Here is a 23933-nt window from a genome sequence, read left to right as displayed (position 1 = left end):
CTGCCCACCGGCTGACCCGGATCTGAATGACCCGGATCTGAGTGGCACAGATCCGTGCGAGGCCCGGGCGGGGTCTCGATGAGAACCCGCGGTGAGGTGGTGAGGATCCGCCGGCGCCGGCTCAGGGCTAGCTGAGGGCGCTGCCCTTCTTCCAGGTCTTCCACGGCATCTGCCAGAACGACCACCCGTTGTCCCAGCTCAGCTTGCGCCGCGAACCCGTGATGTCCACGACGTCGCCGGGCTGCACCGTGCGGTAGAACCAGATGGCGTCCTTGGCCGGCTGCCGGACGCAGCCGTGGCTGCAGTTGGCCCGTCCCAGGCAGTAGTAGTCGCCTGCGGTCTGGTGGAGGTACTCCCCGCTGTTGGAGATGCGCACCGCGTACCCGATCAGTTCGTCGTAGTAGCCGGGGTCGCCCTTCTTACGGCCCGGCGCGATCATCCGGACGGGGTTGCCCTTCTCCATCGTCAGGTGCACCCCGCTGGTGGTCGTGTACTCCAGCGTGCTGCCGTTGCCGGCGCTGATCGGGACCGTCCGCGCCTTCTTGCCGTCGATCTTGACGGTCATCTTGTGCGTCTTCAGATTGACCTTGCTGATCCGCGATCTGCCGATCTGGAACGTGCGGTTGAAGTCCTTGAGGGCGTAGACGTTCTTGGCGGCCCGTACCCCGGACAGATGGGCGGTGAGCCGGACCTTCTGGTTGGCGCGCCAGTAGGTCTTCGGCCGATAGACCACCTGCTGGTCGCCGACCCATCGCCAGGCGCCCTCGACCGGCTTCTGCGCCTTGACCTCCAGAGCCTTCTCGACGGCCTCCTTGTTGAAGACCGCCCGGCTGAAGTTCAGGATGATCGGCATGCCGACGCCGTACTTCTTGCCCCTGTTGCTCTCCAGGATCCAGTCCAGCGAGGTCGAGATCGTCTGACTGGGCGTCAGCGTCTTGAAGCCGCTGGTGCCCTGCGCGGCGATGCCGTCGGGGTTCTTCGCGGTCGCGGTCACGGAGTGCTTGGTGGACGGTGAGAGCGTCCATGAGGACCGCCACTCTGTGCGCTCGGCGTTGAAGGTGCCCGGGACGTTCTTCTTCCCGGCCTTGACGCTCACCGTGTCGAGCCTGCCGCCGGTCACCTTGACCACCACGGCCCCGTCGGGGCGCACCTTCGTGGCCCCGTTCGCCGGCGTGATGGAGACCTGCGCGGCGGCCGCCTTGTTCTTACCCGTCTTGCCGCCGGATCCCGAGGGGGCGTCCGAACCCTGGCACGCCGTAGTGACCAGCAACGCGAGGACCAGCAGGCCGCCGGCCGCACGATGGCGAACACGTTCCACACGCTTGCCGACGCGCAATTGTCCCACCTTCGGGGCAGCCCCGACCGGGCCGCGATGCCGGGTCGGAGTCGGTCTGCAGTTGGTCGAGAGGGCATACGAATCTGGCCCTTGTGCTAGCTGACGGTGATCTATCGGGTTTAGTTCCCACAAATGCCAAGGAATTCGTCAGGCTCAGCTCGCCGCGCCCGGCCGGCAGAGGACACCACCGGGAAACCACGAGGTCATGTGTCCACACGGTGGATTGCGGCCGGAATCTGACCGCTATCGCTCATAGTGTTCGGCCCGAGCCCGACGAATGACGATCACGTCGGGGAGGGAGGGACGGCATGGAGACACGACTGACCCGCCGTGCGCTGGGCCGCGCGACACTGGCGCGGCAACTGCTGATGAGCCGCTCGAAGCTGCCCGTGCTCGAAGCGGTGGAGCACCTGGTCGGCCTGCAGGCCCAGACGCCCCACACCTGGTACCTGGGGCTGGCCGCCCGGCTGGACGGCATCCGTCCCGAGGATGTCGCCGACCTGCTCGCGCGGCGGCAGTTGGTGCGCATCGCGCTCATGCGCTCGACCATCCACCTGGTCACGGCCCGCGACTGCCTGTACCTGCGCCCGCTGGTGCAGCCCGTCATCGAGCGCGGCATGCGGGGAAACTTCGGCAAGGACCTCCTCGGACTCGACCGCGAGAAGCTCACCGCGGCCGGCCGGGCACTGGTCGAGGAGCGGCCGATGACCCCCACGCGGCTCGGCCGGCTGCTGGCCGAACAGGAGGGGGCGGGCTGGGCCGGCCGGTCACCTGAATCGCTCGCCCACGCCGTCCGCGCATGGGTTCCGCTCGTCCAGGTTCCGCCGCGGGGCGTGTGGGGATCCAGCGGGGCCATCGCGCACACCAGCGCCGAGGCCTGGCTCGGCCGTCCACTCGCCCGCGAGCCTTCGATCGACGAGTTGGTCCTGCGTTACCTGGGCGCCTTCGGCCCCGCCACCGTGAAGGACGTACAGACGTGGTCGGGTCTGACCCGGCTGCGCGAGGTCGTCGATCGGCTCCGGCCACGGCTCGCGGAGTTCGTCGACGAGGAGGGCCGCGAGCTGTTCGATCTGCCCGACGCGCCGCGCCCCGATGCCGACGTTCCCGCCCCGCCGCGTCTGCTGTACGACTTCGACAACCTGCTGCTCTCCCACGCCGACCGCGGCCGATTCATCACCGAGGCCTATCACGAGCAGAGGTACGGCAGGCACGGCCCCATGCCCAACATCGTGCTCCTCGACGGGTTCACCGGCGGGGACTGGAAGGTCACGCGCGATGGCGGCACCGCCGTCCTGACCATCCGCCCGTACGGCCGGCTCTCGCCCGGCGACATCGACGCGCTGACCGGGGAGGCCGCCCGGATGCTCGCCTTCGCGGCGGCCGACGCCGACGCCCACGACGTACGGGTCGTACCCGGTCCGTGGCCGCACGCCTGACGCGGGTCGGTTCAGCGTTCGTTGGGGCGGCACCGTACGGCGGTGTCCCGCGTCCATGAGCGAAGGATGCCGGCCATGCCGATTGATCGGCCGGTACGCACACTCGCCGGCCGCGGCTGGGCGCTGACACTGCTCGCTCGTCGTCCCTCCGGGTCGAGCGGGGAGCGGTGGCCGAGGTCACGGTGTTCGTCTCGGAACCCTTCGCGGCCTTCGGCCTGCCGCCGACCCTCATAACACCCTGATGTTCCGGCGCCCCCTTGACAGTTCAGGGTGCGGACGGTCGACAATAAGGTGATTAGGTAAGGCTAACCTTAGAGGAGTCGCCGTGGTTGCTTCCGGAGAAGGTGCGGGCGAGCGTCGGCGCTCCAGAGGATACGGCTGCCGCGGTATTCCGATCTCGCGTCGGAGCCGGATCGGAAGCGGCCCGGCCGCGCACGCGCCGCATCGTCGTAGAGCAGGTTCCGGCCGGCCGCCGGTGACCGCCTCCACGCTCGAGATCGCCCGCGCCCACGCCGGGGTCACCGCCGACCCGGCGGCGGGACTGCTGGACCGCTACTCCCCGGGCGACTGCTTCTTCTTCGCGTCCGCGCGCTACACCTTGCTGGCCCAGGGCGTGTTCGCCGCGATACCGGCGGGCGACCGCGGCACGCTGCCGGGCCGCGCCGCGCAGGCGCTACGTGACGCCGAAGCGGCCGGGCACCCGCGTCCCGTCATCGTCGGCACCCTCCCGCTCGATCCCGGAATGCCGACCTGGTTGGTCATCCCCGCTCGGGTCCACTGGGCGGCACCGCTGCGGCCCGGCCCGCCCCCGAACCGGATCCCGGTCGCACACGCCGCGATCCGTGACGTCCCCGGCCCGGCGGCGTTTCGCGCGGGCATCGAGAGCGCTCTGACCCGCCTGGACGCCGGTGAACTCGACGAGATCACGCTCACCCGGGCTCTGCATCTGGCCGGGTTGACCGGAACCGACCAGCGGGAGTTGCTCCGCAATCTCGGCCGCAATGACCCCTGCGCCCATCTGTACGCGACGGACCTGCCGGTGAACCGCACGCTGCTCGGGTCCGGTCCCGTGCCGCTGGTCCGGCGTACGGGTGACCGGATCCTGGTGCAGGCGCTCGGGGACTCGACAGGACGTGGCGCCGACCCCGCGACGGACCGTCGCCTCGCCGCCGCCCTGATCGGCTCGGCCGTCGGCCGGCGCCGGCACGCTCTGACGGTGGACGCCGCCGCGGCCGCGCTGACCCCGCACTGCGGCGAACTCGACGTCCCGGGTCAGCCTTCGCTGATCTGCACTCCGACCAGGTGGCACCTGTCGACCCGGTTGAGCGGTCGCCTCATCGATCCCACGGTGTCGTCCCTGGCGCTGGCGACGGCGCTGCGCCCGGCTCCACCGGGCCGAGGCGGCTCCGCCGACGGACGGGTGGTGGAGCCGACCGGGCCGTTCGGCCGCAACTTCCATCGGAGTGCCGTCGGCTGGTGCGACGCCTCGGGCGACGGTGAATGGGTCGTCGCCGGCGCCTGCGCCGAGATCGGCGCGGACCAGATGCGGTTGTTCACCGGAACCCATGTCGTGGCGGGCACGGATCCCGACACCGAGTTGGCCGACACCTCGGCCAGACTGCGCACGTTGCTGACCGCCCTCGGAGTGGATCGCCAAGCCTGACGCAGCCGATGAAGGCGGCCACCGTGAGCCCGGCGCATCGACGTTGGCGAATGTCGCTGCGCGCAGCCTGGGCAGATCGGGCAGATGTCGCATTCGGAGCTCTTCGGTGGCTCGGCGGTCTCGGCTCCACGGGCGCGGGTGCCAGACGATGTCCGGGTGTCGCTGGACGCGGCCGGGTCGTCGGTCCGCGACTGCGCGCTCCGGCTCGCTGCGGCGTTCGGCCCCGCGGCGCCCGTCGGCCGGATGACCGACGTGCTCGAACGCGTGCGCAACCGGGACGGTGGCGTTGTGACCCTCGCGGTCGAACGGCTCGAATCCGCGCGCGATCCCTTGGGCGTGGCGGGAGCGGTGGCGCGCCGGCGCGGGTCGTACGGCTGCTGTACGCGCTGAGCTTCGCACTCGGCGAGGGAGTGCCGATCGCCGGACCTGTCTGGCCCGCCGTCGCCGAAGCCCTCTCGGCGGGGCCGGAGATCACCGACACCGGTGTCGCCGAGGCACTACGGGAGGCGGAGCCGTACCTCACGCTTGACGAAGAGAGGGGCACGTGCGGGCTCGCGCGCCCGGACATCCTCGTGCACGTGTCTCCACCAGGGGCACCCGCCGACCGGCGGGAGGGGCACCGCCGGATCATGACGGCGCTGCTGGCGCTGGGCACCCGGCGGGGATGGGCCGGGGCCGAGCCCTATCTGCTGCGCCACCTGCCCGTGCACTACCGAGGTCGCGCCGAGCGGCCGGCGGCCGCCCACGGCGTGGCGGCGAGCCGGGACCTGCTGCGGGAGGCGGCTCTCCGGCACAGCGGTACGGACTACGGGCGTTCGGCAGAGCTGGACTCGACGTGGACCTGCCGGCGCCGCCGCCGGACGCCGTCTGTGGCCGCGATGGCGGGGCGATCGCACGCCGTTCTCCCTGAACCGGCCACCGGGCCGACGTGTCCGCACTGGCGGCGGTGGCGCTGGCCGACGGGCGGACGGTGCTGGCGTCCGGCGACGAGGAAGGCGTGATCCGGTTGTGGGATCCGCTCGCCTGCGAACAGTTCGGCCCGCCGTTGGCCGACCACGACGGCCAGGTCACGGCGCTCACCGCACTTCCGATGGCCGGGGGGCGTGTGGCACTTGTCTCCGGCGGCGCCGACGGCGTGGTGCGCCTTTGGGATCCGCGCACCGGCGCGGAGATCGGCGTGCCGCCGCTGACCGGCCACCGGGGGACGGTGCGGGCGATGGCCGTCACCGCCGCGGCCGGGCGCACCGTCCTCGCCTCGGGTGGCGATGACGGGACCGTACGACTGTGGATCGTTGATGAGGACATCCTGAGGTCCACGCCGTCTGCGGGGAACGGATCCCGGTGGGCGCCGCCGTGAACGACCTGACCATGCTGCCGGGCGGTGGCCTGGCGATCTGCACCGATCTCGGCGTCGCCGTGGTGGATGTACGACTCGACGCGTTGGCCGCATCGGCTAGCCGTGAGACGCCCCTGTACGGGCGACGGCCGAAGCGGCGCAGGGCCCTTCCGCGCAGAGCCCTACCGCAGGACGGCCCATGCCGCCCCGGCCGGGGCGGCATGGGCCACCGTCACCCGCCGGGCGGCGATGGCGGCGCGTCCGGCGTGTCCGTGAACACGGCTCGGTCGGCGTCGTCACGACCACCACGGTCGACGGGCGGCACGTCATCGTGTCGGGCGGGGAGGACCACGCGGTCCGGGTGTTCGACGCCGCCGACGGGCGTCCGGTCGGCGGACCATGTGTCGGGCACACCGATCGCGTCGTGTCGCTCACCGCCACGGTGCTCGATGGCCGTCCGGTCGCCATCTCGTTCAGCGATGACAGCGAAGACCGGGCCGTCAGAATCTGGGATCTGGTGACCTGGGAACCACTCGGTGAACCCATACGGCATCACGGTCGGCTACCTCTCGGTGATCGCCGACGGCGGGCGTCCGCTCCTCGTCGGCCTGGTCTCGAACGAGTTCGCCGGCGACGTGACGGTGTGGGATCGAAGACTGGTCGCGAGCACGGCAGGCATACCGTGGATACCGTGCCCGACGGCATGCCGTCAGGCGCGCTGGACGTGACCGACGTCGGCAAGGCCGATGCCCTGGCCTTCGGCATGCTCTCCGGAGCCCCGATCCTCGCCGCCGGCCATGCCGACGATGTCATCACCGCGTGGGACCTCACCACCCGTCGCCGGATCACGACCATCGACGGCCTGGGCGTCGTCAACGATCTCGCCGTGACCGTCGACGGCCGCATCGCCGTGGCCGGAGACGACGGCGTCACCATGACGCAGATCGGCGATTGACATCACTTCCGCGTCAGCACCCCTTTGAGGGCATCGATTGGTGATCGGAAAACCCATCGCCCGTCATTACCCGGATTCTGACGAGCTTCGTAAGATCTGGTAACACTGACATTGACCGATTGCGGTCAATGTCGTCGATCTTGGCGAACACGGCGTTACCGCGTTACCGCAGGGTGACCGTATGGTGCAGTGGTCATCGCCCCGCCGGCGCCGCATTCCCCGCGGCCCACCGCCTCTCGCCGGCCCATTGGCCGTTTTATGATCGGCCCGAACCGTCCAGCGGATGGTGCAACCAGATGGTTCAGGGGGATTTGCCGGAGCCGATGAAAGCGTCGGCGCGCGACACCGGAAACACCAAGACGAGGGGCTTGTATGGCACGGGGGAGACTTCACTCGAGAGGAACGTACTTCCGAATCCTGGCGATCGCGGCGGCTCTGATCGCGGTCGCCGGCCTGGCCGTGGCGGTGACGCCGCCACAGAAGGCGGAGGCCTTCGCGACGTACTACTGGTACACCGAAGGCCACGGCGAACACGAGAAGGTGACCCGGGCGGCACTGCGTTGCCCGGCCGGACGGCCGTCCGACGGCAGTTGCTTCGAGCCGCAGTCGCTGACCGGCCTGGCGGGCGTACGCGGCTACTTCGGCGGGGTCGGCCGCCCGGACCACTGGCTCGGCTGGGCGGGCGAACTCGACGATGAGGCGGCCCACTGCGACAACGCCGACTTCGCCACACCGGCCAACGGCGGTGACGATTACCCCAGGACCCGGCAGCAGGCGAGCGACACGCTGATCAAATGCGTGTCTCATCTGCGCGGCCGGTTCCACAGCGCCGCGCAAGAGGCCGGAAACGGCATCCTGGACGATGATGGGGACATCTCCTACTCGAATTCCTCACGTTCCAGCAACTGCCAGGACAACGCCTCTCCCGGTGCCGCCGGGCAGGCCAAATGCCGGGTTCTGGACTACTTCGGCCGGGCCCTGCACGGGGTGCAGGACTTCTACGCCCACTCGAACTGGGCGGACAGCGAAGACCCGACCAAGGCGACGAGCCTCCAGAACCCGGTGGGCCTGAAGCGGACGGGACTGTTCCCGCTGCTGGCGTTCAGGAGCCCGATGCCCGGGGCCGGCGATGTTCCCGAGGATCTGTCGACCGGCTGCTATCCGAGCTCGGACTGCGCGGGCCGGATCCGGCACGACGAGGAGCTGAACAAGGATCGCGCGATCATCGACGAGAACGGCAACGTGACGCTTGATGAGAACCCGACGAACCGCGGCAGGATCCTCGACAACGAGCAGCGCGCGGTGACCGGAGCGATCAACGACACCCGCCGCCAGTGGGCGGATCAGCGCGCGGAGATCATCGCACGCTACGGTGAGGACCGCGGGAACAAGATCATCTGTGTTATCACCCACGACTACCCGGTCGGCTTCTGGTGGTGGGAGACGGGCGACTGCGAGTGAGCGGGTGAGCCGAGCCGTTGTGGGCGGCTCGGCCGGTCGGCTTCGGCCGTACCGGAGAGGGGGAGGGTGCGCTCGTGCCCTCCCCCTCTCGCCACTCCGCGCCCGTGACCGGGCGCGGTCACGGGCGTTCAGACCGAGTGTCCGCACCTGCGGCGCATGCTCCTCACCGGATGCGGAGGGTCACCGGTGAACGTCGAAGAGGTATTGGACGATGCCCTCGCCCTCATAGGACACGGCGAGCACGCCGGTGGGACTGAATCCCAGGCCCATGTACAGACGCTGGGCGCGGGTGTTGTCGGCCTGCGTGAACAGCTGGGCGCGGTCGTAGCCACGGGTGCGGAGCTCGGAGAGCAGCGCCCAGATCAACCGTTTCCCGATGCCCTGGCCCCACCACCCGGGCTGTACGGCGACCATTGTGATGTGGCACAGCCCCGGGATCGCGCGTCCGGCGCCGCCGTCCTCGCGGCTGTGCATCCCGACGGCCAAACCGACGGCGCCACGACCGACCGTGGCATCGCCGACCGTGCCGCCCTCGTCGCGGTTCTCCGCCACGACGAAGAAGGCATCTGGACCGGTGAGCCTGTGACGCGCCCGGTCGGGGTCCCGCGGGAAGCCGTGCCGGCCGCGCGCCAGGTCCGCCGCGTAAAGGATCGGCAGGACGGCCTCGGCGTCGGCCGGAGTTCCGAGTCGGACCGTGACGATCTGATCGGTTGCCATGGCGGCACGATAGCCACCGTCCGCGCGTCCGCACACGTTCAAAGACAGGGCCGGCTCGGACCTCGGCTCGACGGACCTCAGCCCATGTAGACCGAGCGCCGTTGTCCCGGCGCTCAGATGCCCCCGGCGAAGGTTTCGCAGCGGGACGGCTCGCCGGTGGCGTACCCGGTGGAGAACCAGCGCTTGCGCTGCTCGGCGGTGCCATGCGTGAAGCTCTCGGGATCGACCCTGCCCCGCGCCCGCTCCTGGATGCGGTCGTCGCCCACCGCCTGGGCGGCGTCGAGCGCTTCCGCGATGTCGCGGTCGGTGAAGGGCTTGTTGAAGAAGCCGGTCCGCACGGCGTGCTTGGCCCATACCCCGGAATAGCAGTCGGCCTGCAGTTCCAGCCGTACGGAGGCGCTCGAGGCGCCCTGCCGGTCGTCGCCGACCTTGCGCATGGTGCCGAGCACGTCCTGGACGTGGTGACCGTACTCGTGCGCGACGACGTACGCCTGCGCGAACGGCCCGCCCTTGGCGCCGAACTTGGCGTGCAGTTCCTCGAAGAATCCCAGATCGAGATAGACCCGCTTGTCACCGGGGCAGTAGAAGGGGCCGACGGCCGAGGTCGCGTTACCGCAGGCCGTGGACGTCGCTCCGCTGAACAGGCGGGTGCGGGCGACCGGGTAGGTGCGGCCGCTGTCGGCGAACTCCTGCTTCCAGTACGCCTGGACGCTGTTGACCACACCGACGATGCGGCAGTCCTCAGACTGGTCGGCGTCGGCGCCCGTACGGCACTTGGACGAGAGGCTGTTCGCGGGCGGGGCGCTGCCGCTCTCGCCGCTCTCGCCGCCGAGGATCTGGCTGGGGTCGACGTCGAAGACCAAGGCGGCGATCAGAGCGATGACGCCGATCGTGCCGCCACCGAGGGCCATGCCGCCGATCGGCAGACCGCGTGCGTCCTCGACCTGCGACGCGTCGAGTCGAGCATCGTCATCGAAGTCCACAGGAGCCTCCCGATCTTGGCACGACGGGTCGATCCCCTACGAAATCCGCATCAAACCACCTGCATGCCCTCCCAGCATGACCTTCCGTGCCTCAAAAGGTTACAAAAGACCACTACAGCATGCATAAACCGCACGTGATCCGGGCCTCGGCGACCGCCCACTGACGATCGGTAGCGGCGTGCTGCGAGAGACTTGGTCCAGCCCGGTCCTTGACGAAGGTCTTCAGGAGGGGTGCACAGACCAGTGGGACCCGGGGTGTCAGCCTGGAAGGCAGGGGTCTCGGGACGAGGAGGCGACGATGAATCCGAACGTGCCAGACGGTGTGACGAGCTTCGCGGACCTGGAGCTGCGGCCTGAGCTTCTACAGGCGTTGTCCGGTCTGGGTTACGAGGAGCCCACGCCGATCCAGCGCGAGGCGATTCCGCCGTTGCTGGAGCGGAAGGACCTGGTCGGGCAGGCCGCGACGGGGACGGGCAAGACGGCGGCGTTCGCGCTGCCGATGCTGCAGCAGATGCCCGGAGACGACCGGGGCACCGAGCCGGCGGCCCTGGTCCTGGTGCCCACGCGGGAACTGGCCGTTCAGGTCTCACAGGCGTTCCACCGATACGGCCGCGACCTCGGCGTACGGGTCCTGCCGATCTACGGCGGCCAGCCGATCGGCTGGCAGTTGAAGGCACTCCAGCGCGGCGTCGACGTCGTGGTCGCGACGCCGGGACGGGCACTGGACCACATCGGCCGTGGAACGCTCCGTCTGCACGAGGTGCGGACGGTCGTGCTCGACGAGGCGGACGAGATGCTCGACATGGGGTTCGCCGAGGACATCGAGGAGATCCTGCAGGCGACCCCGGACGAGCGGCAGACCGTGCTGTTCTCCGCGACGTTGCCGCCCCGCATCAAAGGGCTCGCGGGCCGGTACCTCCGTGATCCGGTCCGGATCCAGATGGGCCGTGAGGAAGCGGCGCCAGGTGAGGCCCCGCTGGTGCGGCAGAGCGCGTACGTCGTCGCGCGGGCGCACAAGCCGGCGGCGCTCGGGCGCGTGCTCGACTTGGAGGCGCCCACCGCCGCGATCGTCTTCTGCCGCACGCGCGACGAGGTCGACCAGCTGACCGAGACCCTCAACGGACGCGGCTACCGCGCCGAGGCACTGCACGGTGGCATGAGCCAGGAGCAACGCGACCGGGTGATGGGCCGGCTGCGCAGCGGGACGGCGGAACTGCTCATCGCCACCGATGTGGCCGCGCGCGGACTCGACGTCGAGCAGCTCACCCACGTCGTCAACTACGACGTCCCCTCCGCGCCCGATTCCTACGTGCACCGCATCGGCCGGGTCGGGCGGGCCGGTCGTGAGGGCGTCGCCATCACCCTGGCGGAGCCGCGCGAGCACCGGATGCTCAAGGCGATCGAGCGGGTGACGAAACACCGGATCACGGTGGAGAAGGTCCCCACCGTCGCCGACCTGCGCGCCCGGCGGCTGGAACTGACCCGCGCCGCGCTGCACGAGCTCCTCATCGAGGACGACCTGGAGGGTTTCCGGGTCGTGGTCGAGCCGCTCGCCGAGGAGTTCGACGTCATGGAGGTGGCGCTCGCCGCGGTGAAACTGGCGTACGAGCCCAACGAGGCGGCGACCGATGAGGAGGACATTCCGCAGATCGCCCAGAAGACCGGACGGGACGGACGGGACGGACGGGACCGCCGCGGGGGCACCGGTCGCCCGGACACGCGCGGCCGTGGCCCGGCACAGGGTATGACACGGTTGTTCTTCGGCGTCGGGCGCAACGCCGGGATCCGGCCACAGGACCTGGTCGGTGCGATAGCCGGTGAGTCGCGGCTGACCGGCCGCGACATCGGCGCGATCGAGATCGCCGAGCGTTTCTCGCTGGCGGAGGTTCCGGAGTCGGCGGCGGACGAGGTGATCGCGGCCCTGCGACGCAGCACGATCAAGGGCAAGAAGGCGCGGGTCCGCCGGGAACGCGACTCGCCGAACAAGCGAAAGTAGGGCACCTGCTCACTGCGTGATCACGAGGTGTTCGTATTGACGGTGGTCGTGAGACGCTGACGTGATCTTTCCCGCACCGCCGTGAAGATGGTCTCGGTCCGGGTCATGCCCGCTTTCGGGGAACCCGCCGCGAAGCGGTGGTTCGAGTACGGAGGCGGGGACGGGATCAGTTCCCAAAAGGGGATCCGGTACGCGGCCGATCAGGGTACGCAGATGATCTGTCGTCGCCATGGTGCTGGCGCTTCGTGAGCGCCGGCGCCATCGCCGTCCAGCTGTCGCCGCAGAGAACAGGAGCGTTCACAGGGTCCCCTGCCGAAGGGGCGATGCCCACGGTCGTGCCACCGAAACTGGGCGACGACTCCAGCTGAGGAGGACCTCGTCGGTCTGCTGTTCCACCTGCTGGAGCAGCGGGTCGGCTGAGCACGAGCGGCGCACCGAACGGCTCTGGCTCATTGGGTGCTCAGCCGAGCTCGGACAGCGGCGGGAAGATCGGCGACAACGCTGGACAGCAGAACGCCTTCGTTGCGGAAGACGGGCCTGCCGGTGCCCGGTTCGACCAGGTCCCCGCCTCGGCAGTGCACCGAGCAGACTCGCCAGTCGTCGTCGAATACCGGTGATCCGGACGATCCTGGCTCAGTTGCGGTGATGTACTGCACCACGTTATCGGCGATATACTCGACAAAATTGCTTTGTATGGCGACCTCCTTAGGTCGTCCGCCCGGATGCTGGATGATATTGACACGCTGGCCCACGGTCATATCTACTTCATTGTAAGGGAGCCATCCCCATTTATCCCCTGGGCGACCATCGAGCTCTACGAGCGCGTAGTCCAGCGTTGTGTTATTGTGGAACATCCCGTTCGGCTTCGGCTGATAGCTGCGGACCTCGCACGGCCTGCCAAATCGATCGTCTTCGTAGTTGAACCGGACGTCGGTTCGCGACAGCAGGTCGATCTGTGGTAGCACGTGCGCATTTGTTATCAGCAGATCAGGGGTCAGAAGAAAGCCGGTGCCAGACCATGCGCCCTCCGGCCCGCGGACTGTGATCAGCCCTACCGAATGGGAAACCTCGAAACCGCGTGACAGGAAATTTACCGGCCGCAGGGTATTGGCGCCGATGATCTTCTCTGCGACCTGGCTATCGGTGGACCGGCCGAGCCATTCTTGCATTGGTGGCGTGTTCGCGACCGGCACCATCATTGAGTGTTCATTCATCAACTGGCCGAGGAATTGCTGGTCCTCGAGGCCGGTCAGGGCCTTGACCTCATTGAGGAAGAGCCCGAGGGCCTCGTTCTCGCGGCTGACCCGGCCATGTCCGGCCAGATCGCTGATGATGGAACTCACGGCGAGCGAAGTCGCGCCGTGCAGGTCGATTCGCGCGGCCAGGTCTCCCAGCCCCGCGTTCTCCAGAACCCGTAGCCGGCCCTGCGGGCTACTCATCTCGGAAATCGACTCAAGTATCTCGCGGAGTCGCCGTCGTTGCTGCACACTCAACTTGACCACTAGCGTTTTCCCTTTCGATGTCAGTCAATCCAGTAGGGCCAGTACGAGAATCACCGTGAGAACGAGAACAACCGGGGCGGTGGCCAGGGTCATGACCAGCACGGTCCTACGGGCGAGGCGATAGAGTTCATCCGGCACGGGCCGGCCTCCGGAGGGTGACGCCCTCGTGTTCGAGAAGCACTTGGACGAGTCCCGCTACGCTGCGATGGACGTTGCCTTCCTCATCGGTGACCGCGGCCGTGCAGAAAAACTCGACGTCCTTGAAATAGCGCCGTGCGCTGCGTACGAGATCCCCGAGGTCCAAGCCGTCCGGCGTGGAGACCCACTCTTCCAGCTTCGCTTCCGGCCAGTACGCGGGTGTCTCACCGCGTACCGTGAGCAGATCGGCCTTCGTCACCACCAGGGCCAGTCGAACGCTTCCGGCTCGCACGCCCATGCTCTGCAACTGTTCGTACGTCTGGTCGAAGGTAACCAGTTCCATGCGGGATTCTGAGCGCAGGCGCGCCAGCCGTGCTCGTTCGACCGGAGGCAGCGATGACCACAATGAGTCGGCTGCCAACGGATCAATGACCAATATCAGAATCCGCATCTTGTCCAGGTAGCCCAGATCCTTGGAGGTCTCCGTGCGGTAGCTCTGCTCGCCTGCCGCGTCGAACAGATACAGCAGCCGATCACCGCCGTGCATCCCCAACCGGAGGCCGTAGGCCTTTGGGCGTGTGGTGACGAGCGTCTTGCCGGTATTGCCGGTGTGCGTGATCGAGGCCTTGATCTGGGTCAGTCGTTCAGCCGTGTCCCCTAGGCACTCGACCTCGACGCCCTCGTCGTCAAGTTCCTGGAGGCTCTCGATCATTCCGTACATCAACCTGGTCTTGCCACTGCCCGCCGCGCCTACGAAAGCCAGAACGATCTCAGGCGCGGTACCGACGCCGTGGGGTAGCGCGTGACCGCAATGTGGGCAGAACGCGTCCAACTTGTGGGCGCCGTTGAAGATCGTGGTCGGGAGCTCGTTCCCGCATCGACATACCCGGCGTACAAAACCGAGCCGTCCCGGTCGGATATCGGTATGCATGGCTCCACAACCGGAGGTGGGACACCGATAGCTCGGATAAGGCAGCACCTTGCGTGCACAGTTCGGGCAGGACAGAGAGGTCACGCCGTAGATAAAATGGCAGAAGGAGTCGACGCCGCGTAGCACTAAGCCGAGCATTCGTACGGTGAGGAAGACCGCTGCCGTCACCAAGGCATGGGCTGCGGCGATCAGCGCAAGCAAGATCGAACCAGCTGCTATGCCGAGCAGCAGACCGACGGCCGCGCCCGAACCTGTAACTGCGAATCCGGTGCCTTGGTCACCCTTGCTCATCCAATTACTGATCCGTTGCGTATATCTGCTCGTCTGCTCGCGATAGTTGTCGATGGCGGTCTCGACGACCTGTCGGGCGTCGTTGAACACCATGCCGGCGAAGTAGCTTGGCCAGGATATCTGGCGGTCGTCCGGTGGTTCACCGTGTGGATTCAAGTCGTCGGCCGGGAGATCCGGGGCCGGTGATGGATGTGTCCACAGCGTCGCAATCAACGCGGATACATAAGCCCTGGGAAGTAGTACGGTAAGCGCCGCCGTAAAGGCCACGGCCATGCCGATCAGCAACCCCAGCGCTATAACGACAAGGATGAAGGCATAAAGAATTCTATCGAAAATATTTACTCACCTCATTTCGGTCGTATCTTGCGTAGCAAGGAGTCTCCCGGCCCGCTGCGATGCTGTTTCAACCACAGGTCCAATGGTCTGCCCTGGTTTCGCGCATAGGTGTTCGCGGCGGCCTTTGCGGTTCTGGCGTCCCGGTATCCCCAGGTGGCAAGCGTCCGCGCGAGAACATTGTCCAGCAGATTGCTTTTACGGGGGTCTCGCTGGATGAGATCGCGCATGGCGACGAACAGCCATCCAGCCAGGTTCGAATCCGGCTCATCGGTCGACAAACGCGCCAGCGCGTCTGCGCAGAACGCCTGAAAGACGGGCCAAGGGCATTCTCCGAGTTGTGCGGCGTACGGGTGCGCCCGTGCCATGGCAAAAGGCAGCCATCGGGCAATTACGTATCGCTCTTCGGAGCTCCCCGACTCGTACAACTCGTAGAAGTCCAAGAATAGTTCTGGTGGCAGTGTCTGCGCGCGCGCGGCGTTGTAAAGTCGCTGTGAAAGGTGGAGCAGGCGGGTGGCCCGATGAAGAAACTCATGCGGCAGTGGAGGGGCGGTGGAATTGACGAGCATCTGCAGGAAACGCACCCACTCGCGGCCGCCGACGCCCAGGTCCGGAGGCCGCGTCATCGTGCGCAGAAGCCAGTGGAGCAGCACGCCATTCCGCAGTTCTTCACGCGGGACGTCGTCGAGGACGTCTATGGCGTCGGCACTACTCCATTCACCCTTGGACCACAATCGGTGTAGCAGTTCCTCGTCCACAATCGGTTCATGTCGGCTTACGCGTCGGAGTCGTAGCACACGGCTCAATGCCGTGGCTGCGGTGAGCTCATCGCGATCGGCCGCGTCGAGCAGCCAGCGTTCCCCGAGTTCCGGATGGCGATCCAAGTCCTGATCGTGGAAGGCCTGGAGCGGCAGCATTCTGACGGCATCGAGCTGCTCAGCCGGTGTGCACGGCTGGAATCGGTCCAGCAATGCGCCGCGCACCTCCGGCCAGGCACGTACCGCGTCGCCCAGATTCGCGAGGCGATGTCCCGACAGAATCGCATCGGCGATCGTTCGGCGGGTGCAACTCTCGATGATCTCCCCTGACACGGGTGCGCTTGCCGCTCCCGCCCAGGCCAGCAGATCGACCGCGGTCACGGCGTCGGCCGTACGGAGCCTTTCGCTGACCGTGTGAGCGGCCATCCGGCGGCTGAGCGGGCTGGTCAGCCTGGTGAGTTGACCTGGGGCCGTACCACTTCCGCTCTGCGCCATCGCACCGCGGACCAGACTGAGTTCCACCTCCTCGATCCGATGCCGTTGCCCGCCGTCGTCCATCAGCTCGATCAATTGCCGTTGGCGCTCGGGGGGCAGGCACTCCAGCGGCTGGCTCAGTAGCTTGTCGACCAGATCGTCGGCTCCCGCTGCAGCCCAGGTGTTCGGATCGGAGCACCAGGAGACCGCGGCGTCCAACTCCACGGGGTCCAGCCGTTCGTCGAGCAGCATGGCGGCCGTCGCCAGCGGGGGGAACCAGTCCTCAAGAGAATCGGGTGCGCGATCCAGTCGGGCGGCCAGCATGCGGGCCCGCCGCCACAGCCGGGCGGAGGCTTCTATTCCTGTGCGGACCAGCAGCGGTGCCGCCGGATGCACGGCGACCTCAGCGGTCGCAGCCGTCTGGCCCTCGGCCACGTTGAACAGCCGGAAACGGGTTGCCGAAACGGTCGCGGACGATGCCGTAGGCGCGACAGCGCCCACGATATGTGTCGGACAATAATCCGGATTGCGGTGATAGGTGCTGAACGTCATTCGCCGGGCCAGGCCGTCACCGAGCAGGTACGACAGTGCCCCGATCCAGTGCGCGATCGTGGTGCTATCGGGACCGACGAGCAGCACGCTGTGCGGTCCGCCGCTGATCGCCTCCTGCGCCGCGGACAGGAGCAGAGGGAGTAGATGGAGGTGCGGTTGGCTCCCCATGAAGTCGGTTACGGACAGGCGGGATAGGTGCCCTCGCTGTGGTGGTCCCGGCAGGAGAGGCAGCTCCGGCTCATCGTGCGGCTTCGACCGCCAGAATGGCGCCTCCCACAGTTCGATGGGTAGCCGGTTTGCCAAGTCCGAGTGCGGATCGTGCGTCATCAGCGTGTGAGCGAAGTAATTGCCCCAACGCTGGGAGAAGTCCTCGCCGACGAAGGCGACGCGGGCGATTATGATCGACCCGGTGCCCTCTATGCGGGCATGTAGAAGGTTGACCGGATAATCGGAGTGCTCATACCGACCGGATCCCGCCGTCAGGTGAAGAGGCGGCTCGTATACGGTGAGTTGTTCGACCTCTGCCATGACAGCTGGGGAGATCCCGGGCGTGACTGCGTTGAACTGGAAGCCGGCAAAGCCGGATAGTCCCCGTTCGCAGGAGGTGTAGTAGAGCTGCTGGAACGCCATCGTCAGCCCTTCCCGCTAGGGATGGTCCCGAACACATTGAGCAGCCAGAGGAACGGATCTGCGATGCGGTTGGGCCGCGGACCGTGCGGAGGAACACGATTATCGGCCGTGGGAGGCCCACCCAGCGCGGAGACGCCGAAGTAACGCCATCGACGGTAGTTCTCCTCCATCGTACGGTCGATCTCACCCACGTCCCAGGAGTACAGCAGCCCTCTGACCTGGTCATGGACGTCCCAACTGTCCTCTTCGTCGAAAGTCGGGGTATGCGGAGTCGGTCGCCGTAGTGGGCTGGTCGGGGAAAGCTGGTGCCATAGCGTGTCCATCTTGGTGAAGGCCACGGCAACCGGCTTCTCCACCGGGGAATCCTCGGCTAGCAGCACACTGGTGACGTGATCCAGAACGGCAACTGGACCTCGGCCGGTCGGCGGAATGATGGGCAGCCTGCTTGCCGGCGTGGCCTGTCGGCGGGCCTCGCTCATCTGCAATGGGTCGATCAGCAGCAGAACGCCGTCGGCACCGGTCAGATAGCGTGCCATCCATTCGAAGCCGCGTTCCGAGGTGAAGTCTTCGCCGGCGGTGTCGAAAAAGGACAGCAATGTCTCCTCCTTACGCAGCCGCCATCGCGCACGGTGTTCGGTTTCGAACCGGAAGACGAGCGGAGCATGTCCGAACTGATCTGCTGGCCTAGTGGAGGCCGGCAGTTGAAAATCTCGGTAGAGTGGATCTTCGTACTCCTGCTTGAAACGGATGCGTGTCGTGTCGTCGGCGCCCCGGGTTCCGGAATTGAGCACACTCCCGACACCGTGGCGTAGCTCGTGGACCAGGACGGTCATGTAAACGGTCTTTCCGCTCTCCCGCGCGCCCACGAGGGCGATCAGCCGGTTCCGCATCTTCGGTCGCCCGAAGCCGGCGGGCAGAGTGCTGTGGCAGTAGGGGCAGACGCGGTGGCGGGTCTCCACACCGCAGCGGGGACAGTGCGCGTCGGCGCGCCGGGCGTCGGCCGTGAAGACGGGGGGGAGGGAGCCGGAGAAGCCGGTGCGTGAACGAAGGCCCTCGTCCGGTTCTGCGGCACAGCCGGCCCGACGTGCGCTGGGCGGTCGGCCTGAGCAGCGGAACAAGATGTCACGGTCCCGGAAGGACTCGAAACAGTAGGGACAGACAAGAGGATGCTGAGGGATATTGATGAGCAGAGGGCCGACTTTGCCCGGACCCGACGGCACGGCTGGTACGGTGCCGCCTCCGCCAGGGCCGGGCGCCTTTGTGAGTGACGCTGTGGCGACCGGCGTGTCGCCCACGTTGGGTTCCTGCTCCGCGGTGATTGCGGCGCGCAGCTCGTCGGCCCCCGTGACGTAGTGATCACCGAGTCTACGCAGCACATGCTCGGCCACGAGGGCGAAGGGGCGGCTATCAGGTGTGAGAATGTGGTCTCCGGTGATCGACGCGCCGGCAAGCAGGGCACGGAAGTCACGGCTCTGCCCCACACGTATGCCGATCGCCTCCGAGACCTTGTGAAGAACCGCCAGTGCCTCGGACGCTCGCACGGTGCTGAGCAGTTCGTCACGGACTCCGGACAGGAAGTCGTACTGGAACTCGTCCGGGTCGTTACTCGCCGGTCCGACCCGCCGCAGCAGTCCGCCAAGGAATACCTCTGCCACCTGTGCCGCCCGGGGGCGGTCCATCATGGCTTCCTGGATCAGCCGCGCGATGGGCAGGCTTATCGGCGCCGCCGACAGGTAGCGGGCAAGGTCAAAGGCCTCAGCCGACGCGCCGGCGCGGAACTGCCGGACTCGCTCCCGCGCGGACAGCCCATCGGCGCCGGGGGGCGCCCGCAGCGCTTTCCCCTGACCGGGACCGACCAGCACCGCCATCCCGTCCTCGCCGGTGGAACCGGAGGCTGCGACGAGTCGCGACCAGGCCGCCAACCAGTCCGCGTCCAACTCCAACAGCGGCACCGGGATCACGTCGGGCGACTTCTGGCGGACCGTGCCGTACCGGTGCCACCACATCCGACTGGTTGGCACCCCCGGGCCCGTCGGCCGGAAACGTGCCGAGGCGACACGTACTGCGCAGTGGTGCCATAACCGCTGGGGCAATGGTTGTAGGACGGCGACCGGTCCGTAGCGGGCCCAGTCGGCCAGTGCCTGATGGGCCGCGCCCACCTGCCAGGCGGGCCCCGTGCAGTCGCTGAAGAGCAGGATCGCGCGCTCTCCGCGCGGATCGCGCAATTCGCTCGGGCTGCGCAGGACATTGGTACGCCCGGATGAACTGTACGGTCGGATGCCCAGTCGGCCGGGGGCGTCCGATGGATGGTCCATGGTCCATACTCTGATGTCGCGGAAGGCGCCCACCTGTCCGAACAGGACGCTCAGCTCGTCGGAGAGCTGCCGCCAAAGGGCCATGGACCGGTGTCCGTCTATCAGCAGGGCGAGTTCCAACCACCGGCGCCGGGCCGACCGCAATGCGGGGACGCAATGGCGTTCCTCCGCGATCCGGTCGGCCGTCGCGTTCTCGTCGAGGATGAACTCATGTTGTGAGGGGACGGTTCGCTTCAGTGGGCGCATGGCACGGGCGAGTTCGAACTTGCGGGGGATTCCCTCCACGGCGGGCACGCGCACGCTGGCGGCCGATGAGGTGTGCCGGGGGATCGAGCGAGAGGCCGGTTGCCCGTAGAGCCGGGCAGCGCTGCCGCGTGGCGTTTCCGCCGGTTTCAGCGGCGCGACCGCACGGCGACGGGCATCGCCGGTGACGGCTGCCGACGAAGCCGCATCCGATGACGCGGGCTCATCGAGACTGTTCGCGCGTCCGCCTCGAGGTGATGCGGCCATCCTCGCGGGAGATCCGTCCAGCCGCTCCGCTAGCCATAGCACGTCGAGGACATCGGCCTCGGTAGGGTCCAGATCGAGGACGGTCATGAGCGAGATGAAGCGCTGTAGGCTCATTCGTCACCCGTTGGCGCCTGTGCGCAGTTGCTTCATGATGACCTCGGCCAATTGCGAGAGTTCGCCCGGCCAAGCGTTGTTGAATCTCAGATAGATGGCGTTCAGCAACTGATCAGTGGCCAGATCGCCCTCCGCGCTACGGCGCCGCTCGAAGAACTCCTCGATCAGCGCCTCGCTCTGGCCAAGGGCCTCGTCCCCCAGATGTGCCCGGACGATGTCGGCCAGCCGCTGCCGGTCGGGCTGGGCAATCTTCAGTTGCAGACAACGGCGTAGGAATGCAGGGGGGAAATCACGCTCTTCGTTACTGGTGATCACTACCAGGGGGAACTCTCTGCACCGGACGACACCTCCGTCGATCACTGCTCGGCCGTGGTCCCGGAATGCGGCGACCTCGACCTGGGGCTCGGTTTCTGCCAGCCTCACGAGCTCCGGGATCTCGTACTCTCCCTCCTCGAATATGGTGAGCAGGTCATTGGGTAGGTCGATGTCGCTCTTGTCGAGTTCGTCGATGAGTAGTACCCGGGGTCGATCGCTCGGCAGAAATGCGGTGCCCAGCGGCCCGAGCCGCAGGTAGCGCCCTATCTTCGGTGGGTCGCCCGCATGGGTGTCGTTCCAGAGGTTGGTGTCCTGCAGACGTGCTATCGCATCGTACTTGTAAAGGCCGTCATGAAGGGTCAGGCGACTGGTGATGGGCCAATAGAGGACGGATCCAAGTTTGAGCTCACGCGCGACGCTGTGTGCCAGGGTGGATTTTCCAGTTCCGGGTTTTCCGGTGACCAGCAGTGGGCGCCGCAGATAGAGCGCCGCGTTAACGAGTTCGATCTCCTTCTGGCTGGGTTGGTAGGTGGACGCCTGGCCGAGTTTCCGCTCGGTCGCATCCCTGCCGAATGTGCGCCATGGTGGTGCTGGAGGCAACTCCGCGATGCTGTCGTGTTGAGCGCCGGTGCCGCGATAGATGAGCCAGTCGGTCACGGTGTCCTCCGTCAGTAAGGCGCGCTCAATCTGGGTCTGTGCGGTAGATGGTTCGGGTCGTCCCAAAGGAGGGTCAGATGGCGCCATTGTCCGTCGGTGACAAGGCTCTGGCGGCGGGCTTCGTGGATGCGTTGGGGGAGTTCGGGAAGGTCCACGCCGGCCAGCAGGCTGTGCAGCTCAGCTTTGAATCGGGCGCCGTCGCACAGTTCGTCTCCGGACGGGTCCATCGGCTCAACGTGAGAGCCGCACTTGACGGGCCGCCATACCGCAATGGGGATGCCCTCATCGAGGGCGATGTCCAGCAGTGATTCCTTGCCGCCCGGACGCGATGACAGGCCAAGCGCGATCTCATTCTCGGTGAGGAGCTTCGCCTCCAGTTGCGTCTGCTCCTCAGGCGTGAGCGCGCACTCCACCCAGAGCGCCGGACACGCGTCCCGACGGCCGCCGTAGGCCACCGACCGCCACTTGGCGCGCCACTGGGCTTCGGTCTCCGGATCGCGGAGACGGTCGAGGTCGCGGATCACGACCATGCGGCGCCTCCCGAGCATGGTCCGGTGATTGGGCGGCTCGGTCATCCATTCGTGAACGGCTTCGTTGAGCAGCTCCCGCGGCAGGATGAACTCGACCAGCATTTCATCGCGGTCTTGTTCTAATACATGGGTGAGGGCCGTCTTGACGAGCTTCCCGAGATTCTCCTTGATCTCGTCAAGGGTGAGGGTCTCGTCTGGGTCGCCGATGTTCAGCTGAACGGCGTTGATACCGTCCTCGACTCGCCACAGCCATGCGGTGACGAGGTAGCGATCGCGCCGTACGCCGCGCGGATCGAGCTGCACGATGAGCGAGTGATCCGTAGAAGCGGGATCCTTCTCACTCACCGGATTCGTCCGCCGCCTCATCAACACTTCAAGCTGCCTGCGGCTGATGCGCGCGGCGACACGCTCGGTGAACTCGTCGACGATCTGGACCTCGGGGACGTCGATCCGTAGCTGTTCTAAGAGCATGAGGAGTGGATGAAGCTGTTGCGACCCTGTTCCGTTTTCGGGCGGCAGCAGCTGTTCTTCCGCAATCGTTAACAGCTCGTCGGCATCGGTGGCGGTCGCCTCGATTGAGTTCGAAATCAACCGCTGGTGGTAACCGGCAAGAGTTCGCGCGCTGAGATGGCGGCGCATCCGATCCACGAGCGTCCATCGTTCGTGGAGGGTGAAAAAGTCGGTCGGCAGCGCCTTCTTCAGCGCCTGTTCGGCAAGGTGCAGTGGCTCGGAAGCACCCCCCAGATACCTGATTTCCTCCAGGGCGGCACGAAGGGCACCGGCATGTCTGATGCATTCCCCTATCAGCGCCTGGCAGTCGGCCACGTCCGCCGCGTCCCGTGGCGGATCGATGGGATGATCGCAGTCGCGCAGGTGTCGTATCACCATGTCCCGGCGTAGCCGGTTCTGCATCGTGGGGATCTGGGAGAAGAGCTCCCGGAGCAGCTTGAAGTGGTCGTCATAAGCGCTCAACGATGGTCCCTTCCGTCAGCCCCACGCTCATTGTGCGGCTCAGGTAGGTGGCCTCTGGCGATGCTCGCCGAAGCGGCCGGATGTGGCCGGTGGAGGTCGGATGTCACCGGCATCTTCGCGAGCGACGGCGGCGGTCGGATCCGGCCGTTCACGGCGGGATAAAGTGGTCACGCCATGGATTCCCGACGCAGCGTTCCGCGCACCGACGCCGTGCTCGCGGACGAGCGGCTGGTCGCCGCGCGGCACCGGCTCGGCCGCGCGATCGTGAAGGACACCGTCGTCACGGCACTCGAGCGGGCCCGCCGCGGCGAGATCGCCCCGGCGGACGTCGCCGACGCGGCGGTCGCTGCACTGCCCGACCACGCGACCTCGCTGCGGCCCGTCATCAACGCGACCGGCGTGCTGCTGCACACCAACCTGGGCCGGGCCCCGCTGTCGGCCGCCGCCCGCGACGCGCTGGTGGCCGCGGCCGGCTGCACCGATGTGGAGTACGACCTCGAGACCGGCCGGCGGGGCCGCCGCGGTCGTGGCCTGCTGTCGGCCCTCTCCCGGGCCTGTCCCGAGGCCGAGGCGGCGCACGTGGTGAACAACAACGCCGCCGCGCTGGTTCTCGCCGCGACGGCGCTCGCCGCGGGCCGCGAGATCGTGATCAGTCGTGGTGAACTGGTCGAGATCGGTGACGGGTTCCGCATTCCGGAGCTGCTCGCCTCCACCGGCGCCAGAGTGCGCGAGGTGGGCACCACCAATCGGACGCTCCGGCGCGACTTCGAGGCCGCGGTAGGCCCCGACACCGGATTCGTGCTCAAGGTCCATCCGTCCAACTTCCAGGTCGTCGGCTTCACCGCCGACGTCCCGGTGCGGGAACTCGCCGGGCTCGGCGTCCCCGTGGTGTTCGACATCGGCTCGGGGTTGCTGCGACCCGAGGCCGGCCTGCCGGCCGAGCCCGACGCGGCGACCGCGCTGCGCGACGGCGCCGATCTCGTCACCGCCAGCGGCGACAAGCTGCTCGGCGGCCCGCAGGCCGGCCT

19 protein-coding genes are annotated in these 23933 nt (G+C 67.4%); 10 read left to right on the top strand and 9 right to left on the bottom strand.

Annotated features, from left to right (window positions below):
• Positions 1–127: 127 nt before the first annotated feature.
• Positions 128–1336, bottom strand: a complete 1209-nt coding sequence (locus tag HKK72_RS23195) for an Ig-like domain-containing protein (RefSeq protein ID WP_187236522.1) — start codon at positions 1334–1336, stop codon at positions 128–130.
• A gap of 308 nt (positions 1337–1644) precedes the next feature.
• On the opposite strand from HKK72_RS23195, the gene HKK72_RS23190 reads away from it, so the two are divergent.
• From HKK72_RS23190 to HKK72_RS23155, 8 genes are all read left to right on the top strand, one after another.
• Positions 1645–2772, top strand: coding sequence for a winged helix DNA-binding domain-containing protein (locus HKK72_RS23190; protein WP_187236521.1), 1128 nt, complete (start codon positions 1645–1647; stop codon positions 2770–2772).
• A 475-nt stretch (positions 2773–3247) separates the two neighbouring features.
• Positions 3248–4435, top strand: coding sequence for a chorismate-binding protein (locus HKK72_RS23185; RefSeq protein ID WP_187236520.1), 1188 nt, complete (start codon positions 3248–3250; stop codon positions 4433–4435).
• Positions 4436–4591: 156 nt separating this feature from the next.
• Positions 4592–4825, top strand: a complete 234-nt coding sequence (locus HKK72_RS23180) for a hypothetical protein (protein WP_222721029.1) — start codon at positions 4592–4594, stop codon at positions 4823–4825.
• A gap of 20 nt (positions 4826–4845) precedes the next feature.
• On the top strand, positions 4846–5436 hold the full coding sequence (locus HKK72_RS23175) for a hypothetical protein (protein ID WP_187236518.1): 591 nt from the start codon (positions 4846–4848) through the stop codon (positions 5434–5436).
• The gene (locus HKK72_RS23170) at positions 5364–5792 is read left to right on the top strand and encodes a hypothetical protein (protein ID WP_187236517.1); all 429 of its coding nucleotides are present in this window, start codon (positions 5364–5366) and stop codon (positions 5790–5792) included. Before HKK72_RS23175 ends, HKK72_RS23170 begins: the two co-directional genes overlap by 73 nt.
• Positions 5793–6307: 515 nt before the next feature.
• The gene (locus HKK72_RS23165; RefSeq protein ID WP_187236516.1) at positions 6308–6499 is read left to right on the top strand and encodes a hypothetical protein; all 192 of its coding nucleotides are present in this window, start codon (positions 6308–6310) and stop codon (positions 6497–6499) included.
• Positions 6463–6726, top strand: coding sequence for a hypothetical protein (locus HKK72_RS23160; protein WP_187236515.1), 264 nt, complete (start codon positions 6463–6465; stop codon positions 6724–6726). Before HKK72_RS23165 ends, HKK72_RS23160 begins: the two co-directional genes overlap by 37 nt.
• 372 nt (positions 6727–7098) lie before the next feature.
• Complete coding sequence (locus tag HKK72_RS23155) at positions 7099–8187, top strand: CinY protein (protein WP_187236514.1); 1089 nt, start codon at positions 7099–7101, stop codon at positions 8185–8187.
• A 180-nt stretch (positions 8188–8367) separates the two neighbouring features.
• Here the strand turns inward: HKK72_RS23155 and HKK72_RS23150 are convergent, their stop codons facing one another.
• Together HKK72_RS23150 and HKK72_RS23145 are read right to left on the bottom strand one after the other, a co-directional pair.
• Positions 8368–8904, bottom strand: coding sequence for a GNAT family N-acetyltransferase (locus tag HKK72_RS23150; protein ID WP_187236513.1), 537 nt, complete (start codon positions 8902–8904; stop codon positions 8368–8370).
• Between the two features lie 113 nt (positions 8905–9017).
• The gene (locus HKK72_RS23145; protein WP_187236512.1) at positions 9018–9887 is read right to left on the bottom strand and encodes a neutral zinc metallopeptidase; all 870 of its coding nucleotides are present in this window, start codon (positions 9885–9887) and stop codon (positions 9018–9020) included.
• A gap of 298 nt (positions 9888–10185) precedes the next feature.
• Between HKK72_RS23145 and HKK72_RS23140 the strand changes: the two genes are divergently transcribed.
• Complete coding sequence (locus tag HKK72_RS23140; protein ID WP_187236511.1) at positions 10186–11883, top strand: DEAD/DEAH box helicase; 1698 nt, start codon at positions 10186–10188, stop codon at positions 11881–11883.
• A 449-nt stretch (positions 11884–12332) separates the two neighbouring features.
• Here the strand turns inward: HKK72_RS23140 and HKK72_RS23135 are convergent, their stop codons facing one another.
• The 6 genes from HKK72_RS23135 to HKK72_RS23110 all read right to left on the bottom strand — a co-directional run bounded on the left by HKK72_RS23135 (position 12333) and on the right by HKK72_RS23110 (position 22905).
• Positions 12333–13385, bottom strand: coding sequence for a trypsin-like peptidase domain-containing protein (locus HKK72_RS23135; protein ID WP_187236510.1), 1053 nt, complete (start codon positions 13383–13385; stop codon positions 12333–12335).
• Between the two features lie 127 nt (positions 13386–13512).
• A complete protein-coding gene (locus tag HKK72_RS23130) occupies positions 13513–15030 on the bottom strand; it encodes a TRAFAC clade GTPase domain-containing protein (protein WP_187236509.1) in 1518 nt (505 codons plus the stop codon).
• 62 nt (positions 15031–15092) lie between these two features.
• Positions 15093–17492: a GTPase-associated protein 1-related protein gene (locus HKK72_RS23125; RefSeq protein WP_187236508.1), complete on the bottom strand. Its 2400-nt coding sequence runs from the start codon at positions 17490–17492 to the stop codon at positions 15093–15095.
• Positions 17493–17494: 2 nt separating this feature from the next.
• A complete protein-coding gene (locus HKK72_RS41250; protein ID WP_261987099.1) occupies positions 17495–20404 on the bottom strand; it encodes a GTPase domain-containing protein in 2910 nt (969 codons plus the stop codon).
• 30 nt (positions 20405–20434) lie between these two features.
• On the bottom strand, positions 20435–21403 hold the full coding sequence (locus HKK72_RS23115; RefSeq protein WP_315987400.1) for a MoxR family ATPase: 969 nt from the start codon (positions 21401–21403) through the stop codon (positions 20435–20437).
• An 11-nt stretch (positions 21404–21414) separates the two neighbouring features.
• Positions 21415–22905: an effector-associated domain 2-containing protein gene (locus HKK72_RS23110; RefSeq protein WP_187236506.1), complete on the bottom strand. Its 1491-nt coding sequence runs from the start codon at positions 22903–22905 to the stop codon at positions 21415–21417.
• Positions 22906–23079: 174 nt separating this feature from the next.
• Here HKK72_RS23110 and selA point away from each other — a divergent pair.
• Positions 23080–23933: L-seryl-tRNA(Sec) selenium transferase (selA, locus tag HKK72_RS23105; RefSeq protein ID WP_187236505.1), on the top strand; the 854-nt coding region annotated here is incomplete at its 3' end.

It is taken from the genome of Actinomadura sp. HBU206391 (genome assembly GCF_014323665.1).
In the GTDB taxonomy this organism is placed as follows: Bacteria; Actinomycetota; Actinomycetes; order Streptosporangiales; family Streptosporangiaceae; genus Actinomadura_C.
Note: the sequence above shows the minus strand (reverse complement) of the source record. Positions and strands in the feature narration are given on the sequence as shown.

Excerpts from the sequence above, each read along its gene's own strand:
- HKK72_RS23150 (WP_187236513.1), bottom strand. The coding sequence starts at position 8,904 with ATGGCAACCGATCAGATCGTCACGGTCCGACTCGGAACTCCGGCCGAC.
- HKK72_RS23190 (WP_187236521.1), top strand. The coding sequence starts at position 1,645 with ATGGAGACACGACTGACCCGCCGTGCGCTGGGCCGCGCGACACTGGCG.
- HKK72_RS41250 (WP_261987099.1), bottom strand. The coding sequence starts at position 20,404 with ATGACCGTCCTCGATCTGGACCCTACCGAGGCCGATGTCCTCGACGTG.
- HKK72_RS23125 (WP_187236508.1), bottom strand. The coding sequence starts at position 17,492 with ATGGCGTTCCAGCAGCTCTACTACACCTCCTGCGAACGGGGACTATCC.
- HKK72_RS23140 (WP_187236511.1), top strand. The coding sequence starts at position 10,186 with ATGAATCCGAACGTGCCAGACGGTGTGACGAGCTTCGCGGACCTGGAG.
- HKK72_RS23155 (WP_187236514.1), top strand. The coding sequence starts at position 7,099 with ATGGCACGGGGGAGACTTCACTCGAGAGGAACGTACTTCCGAATCCTG.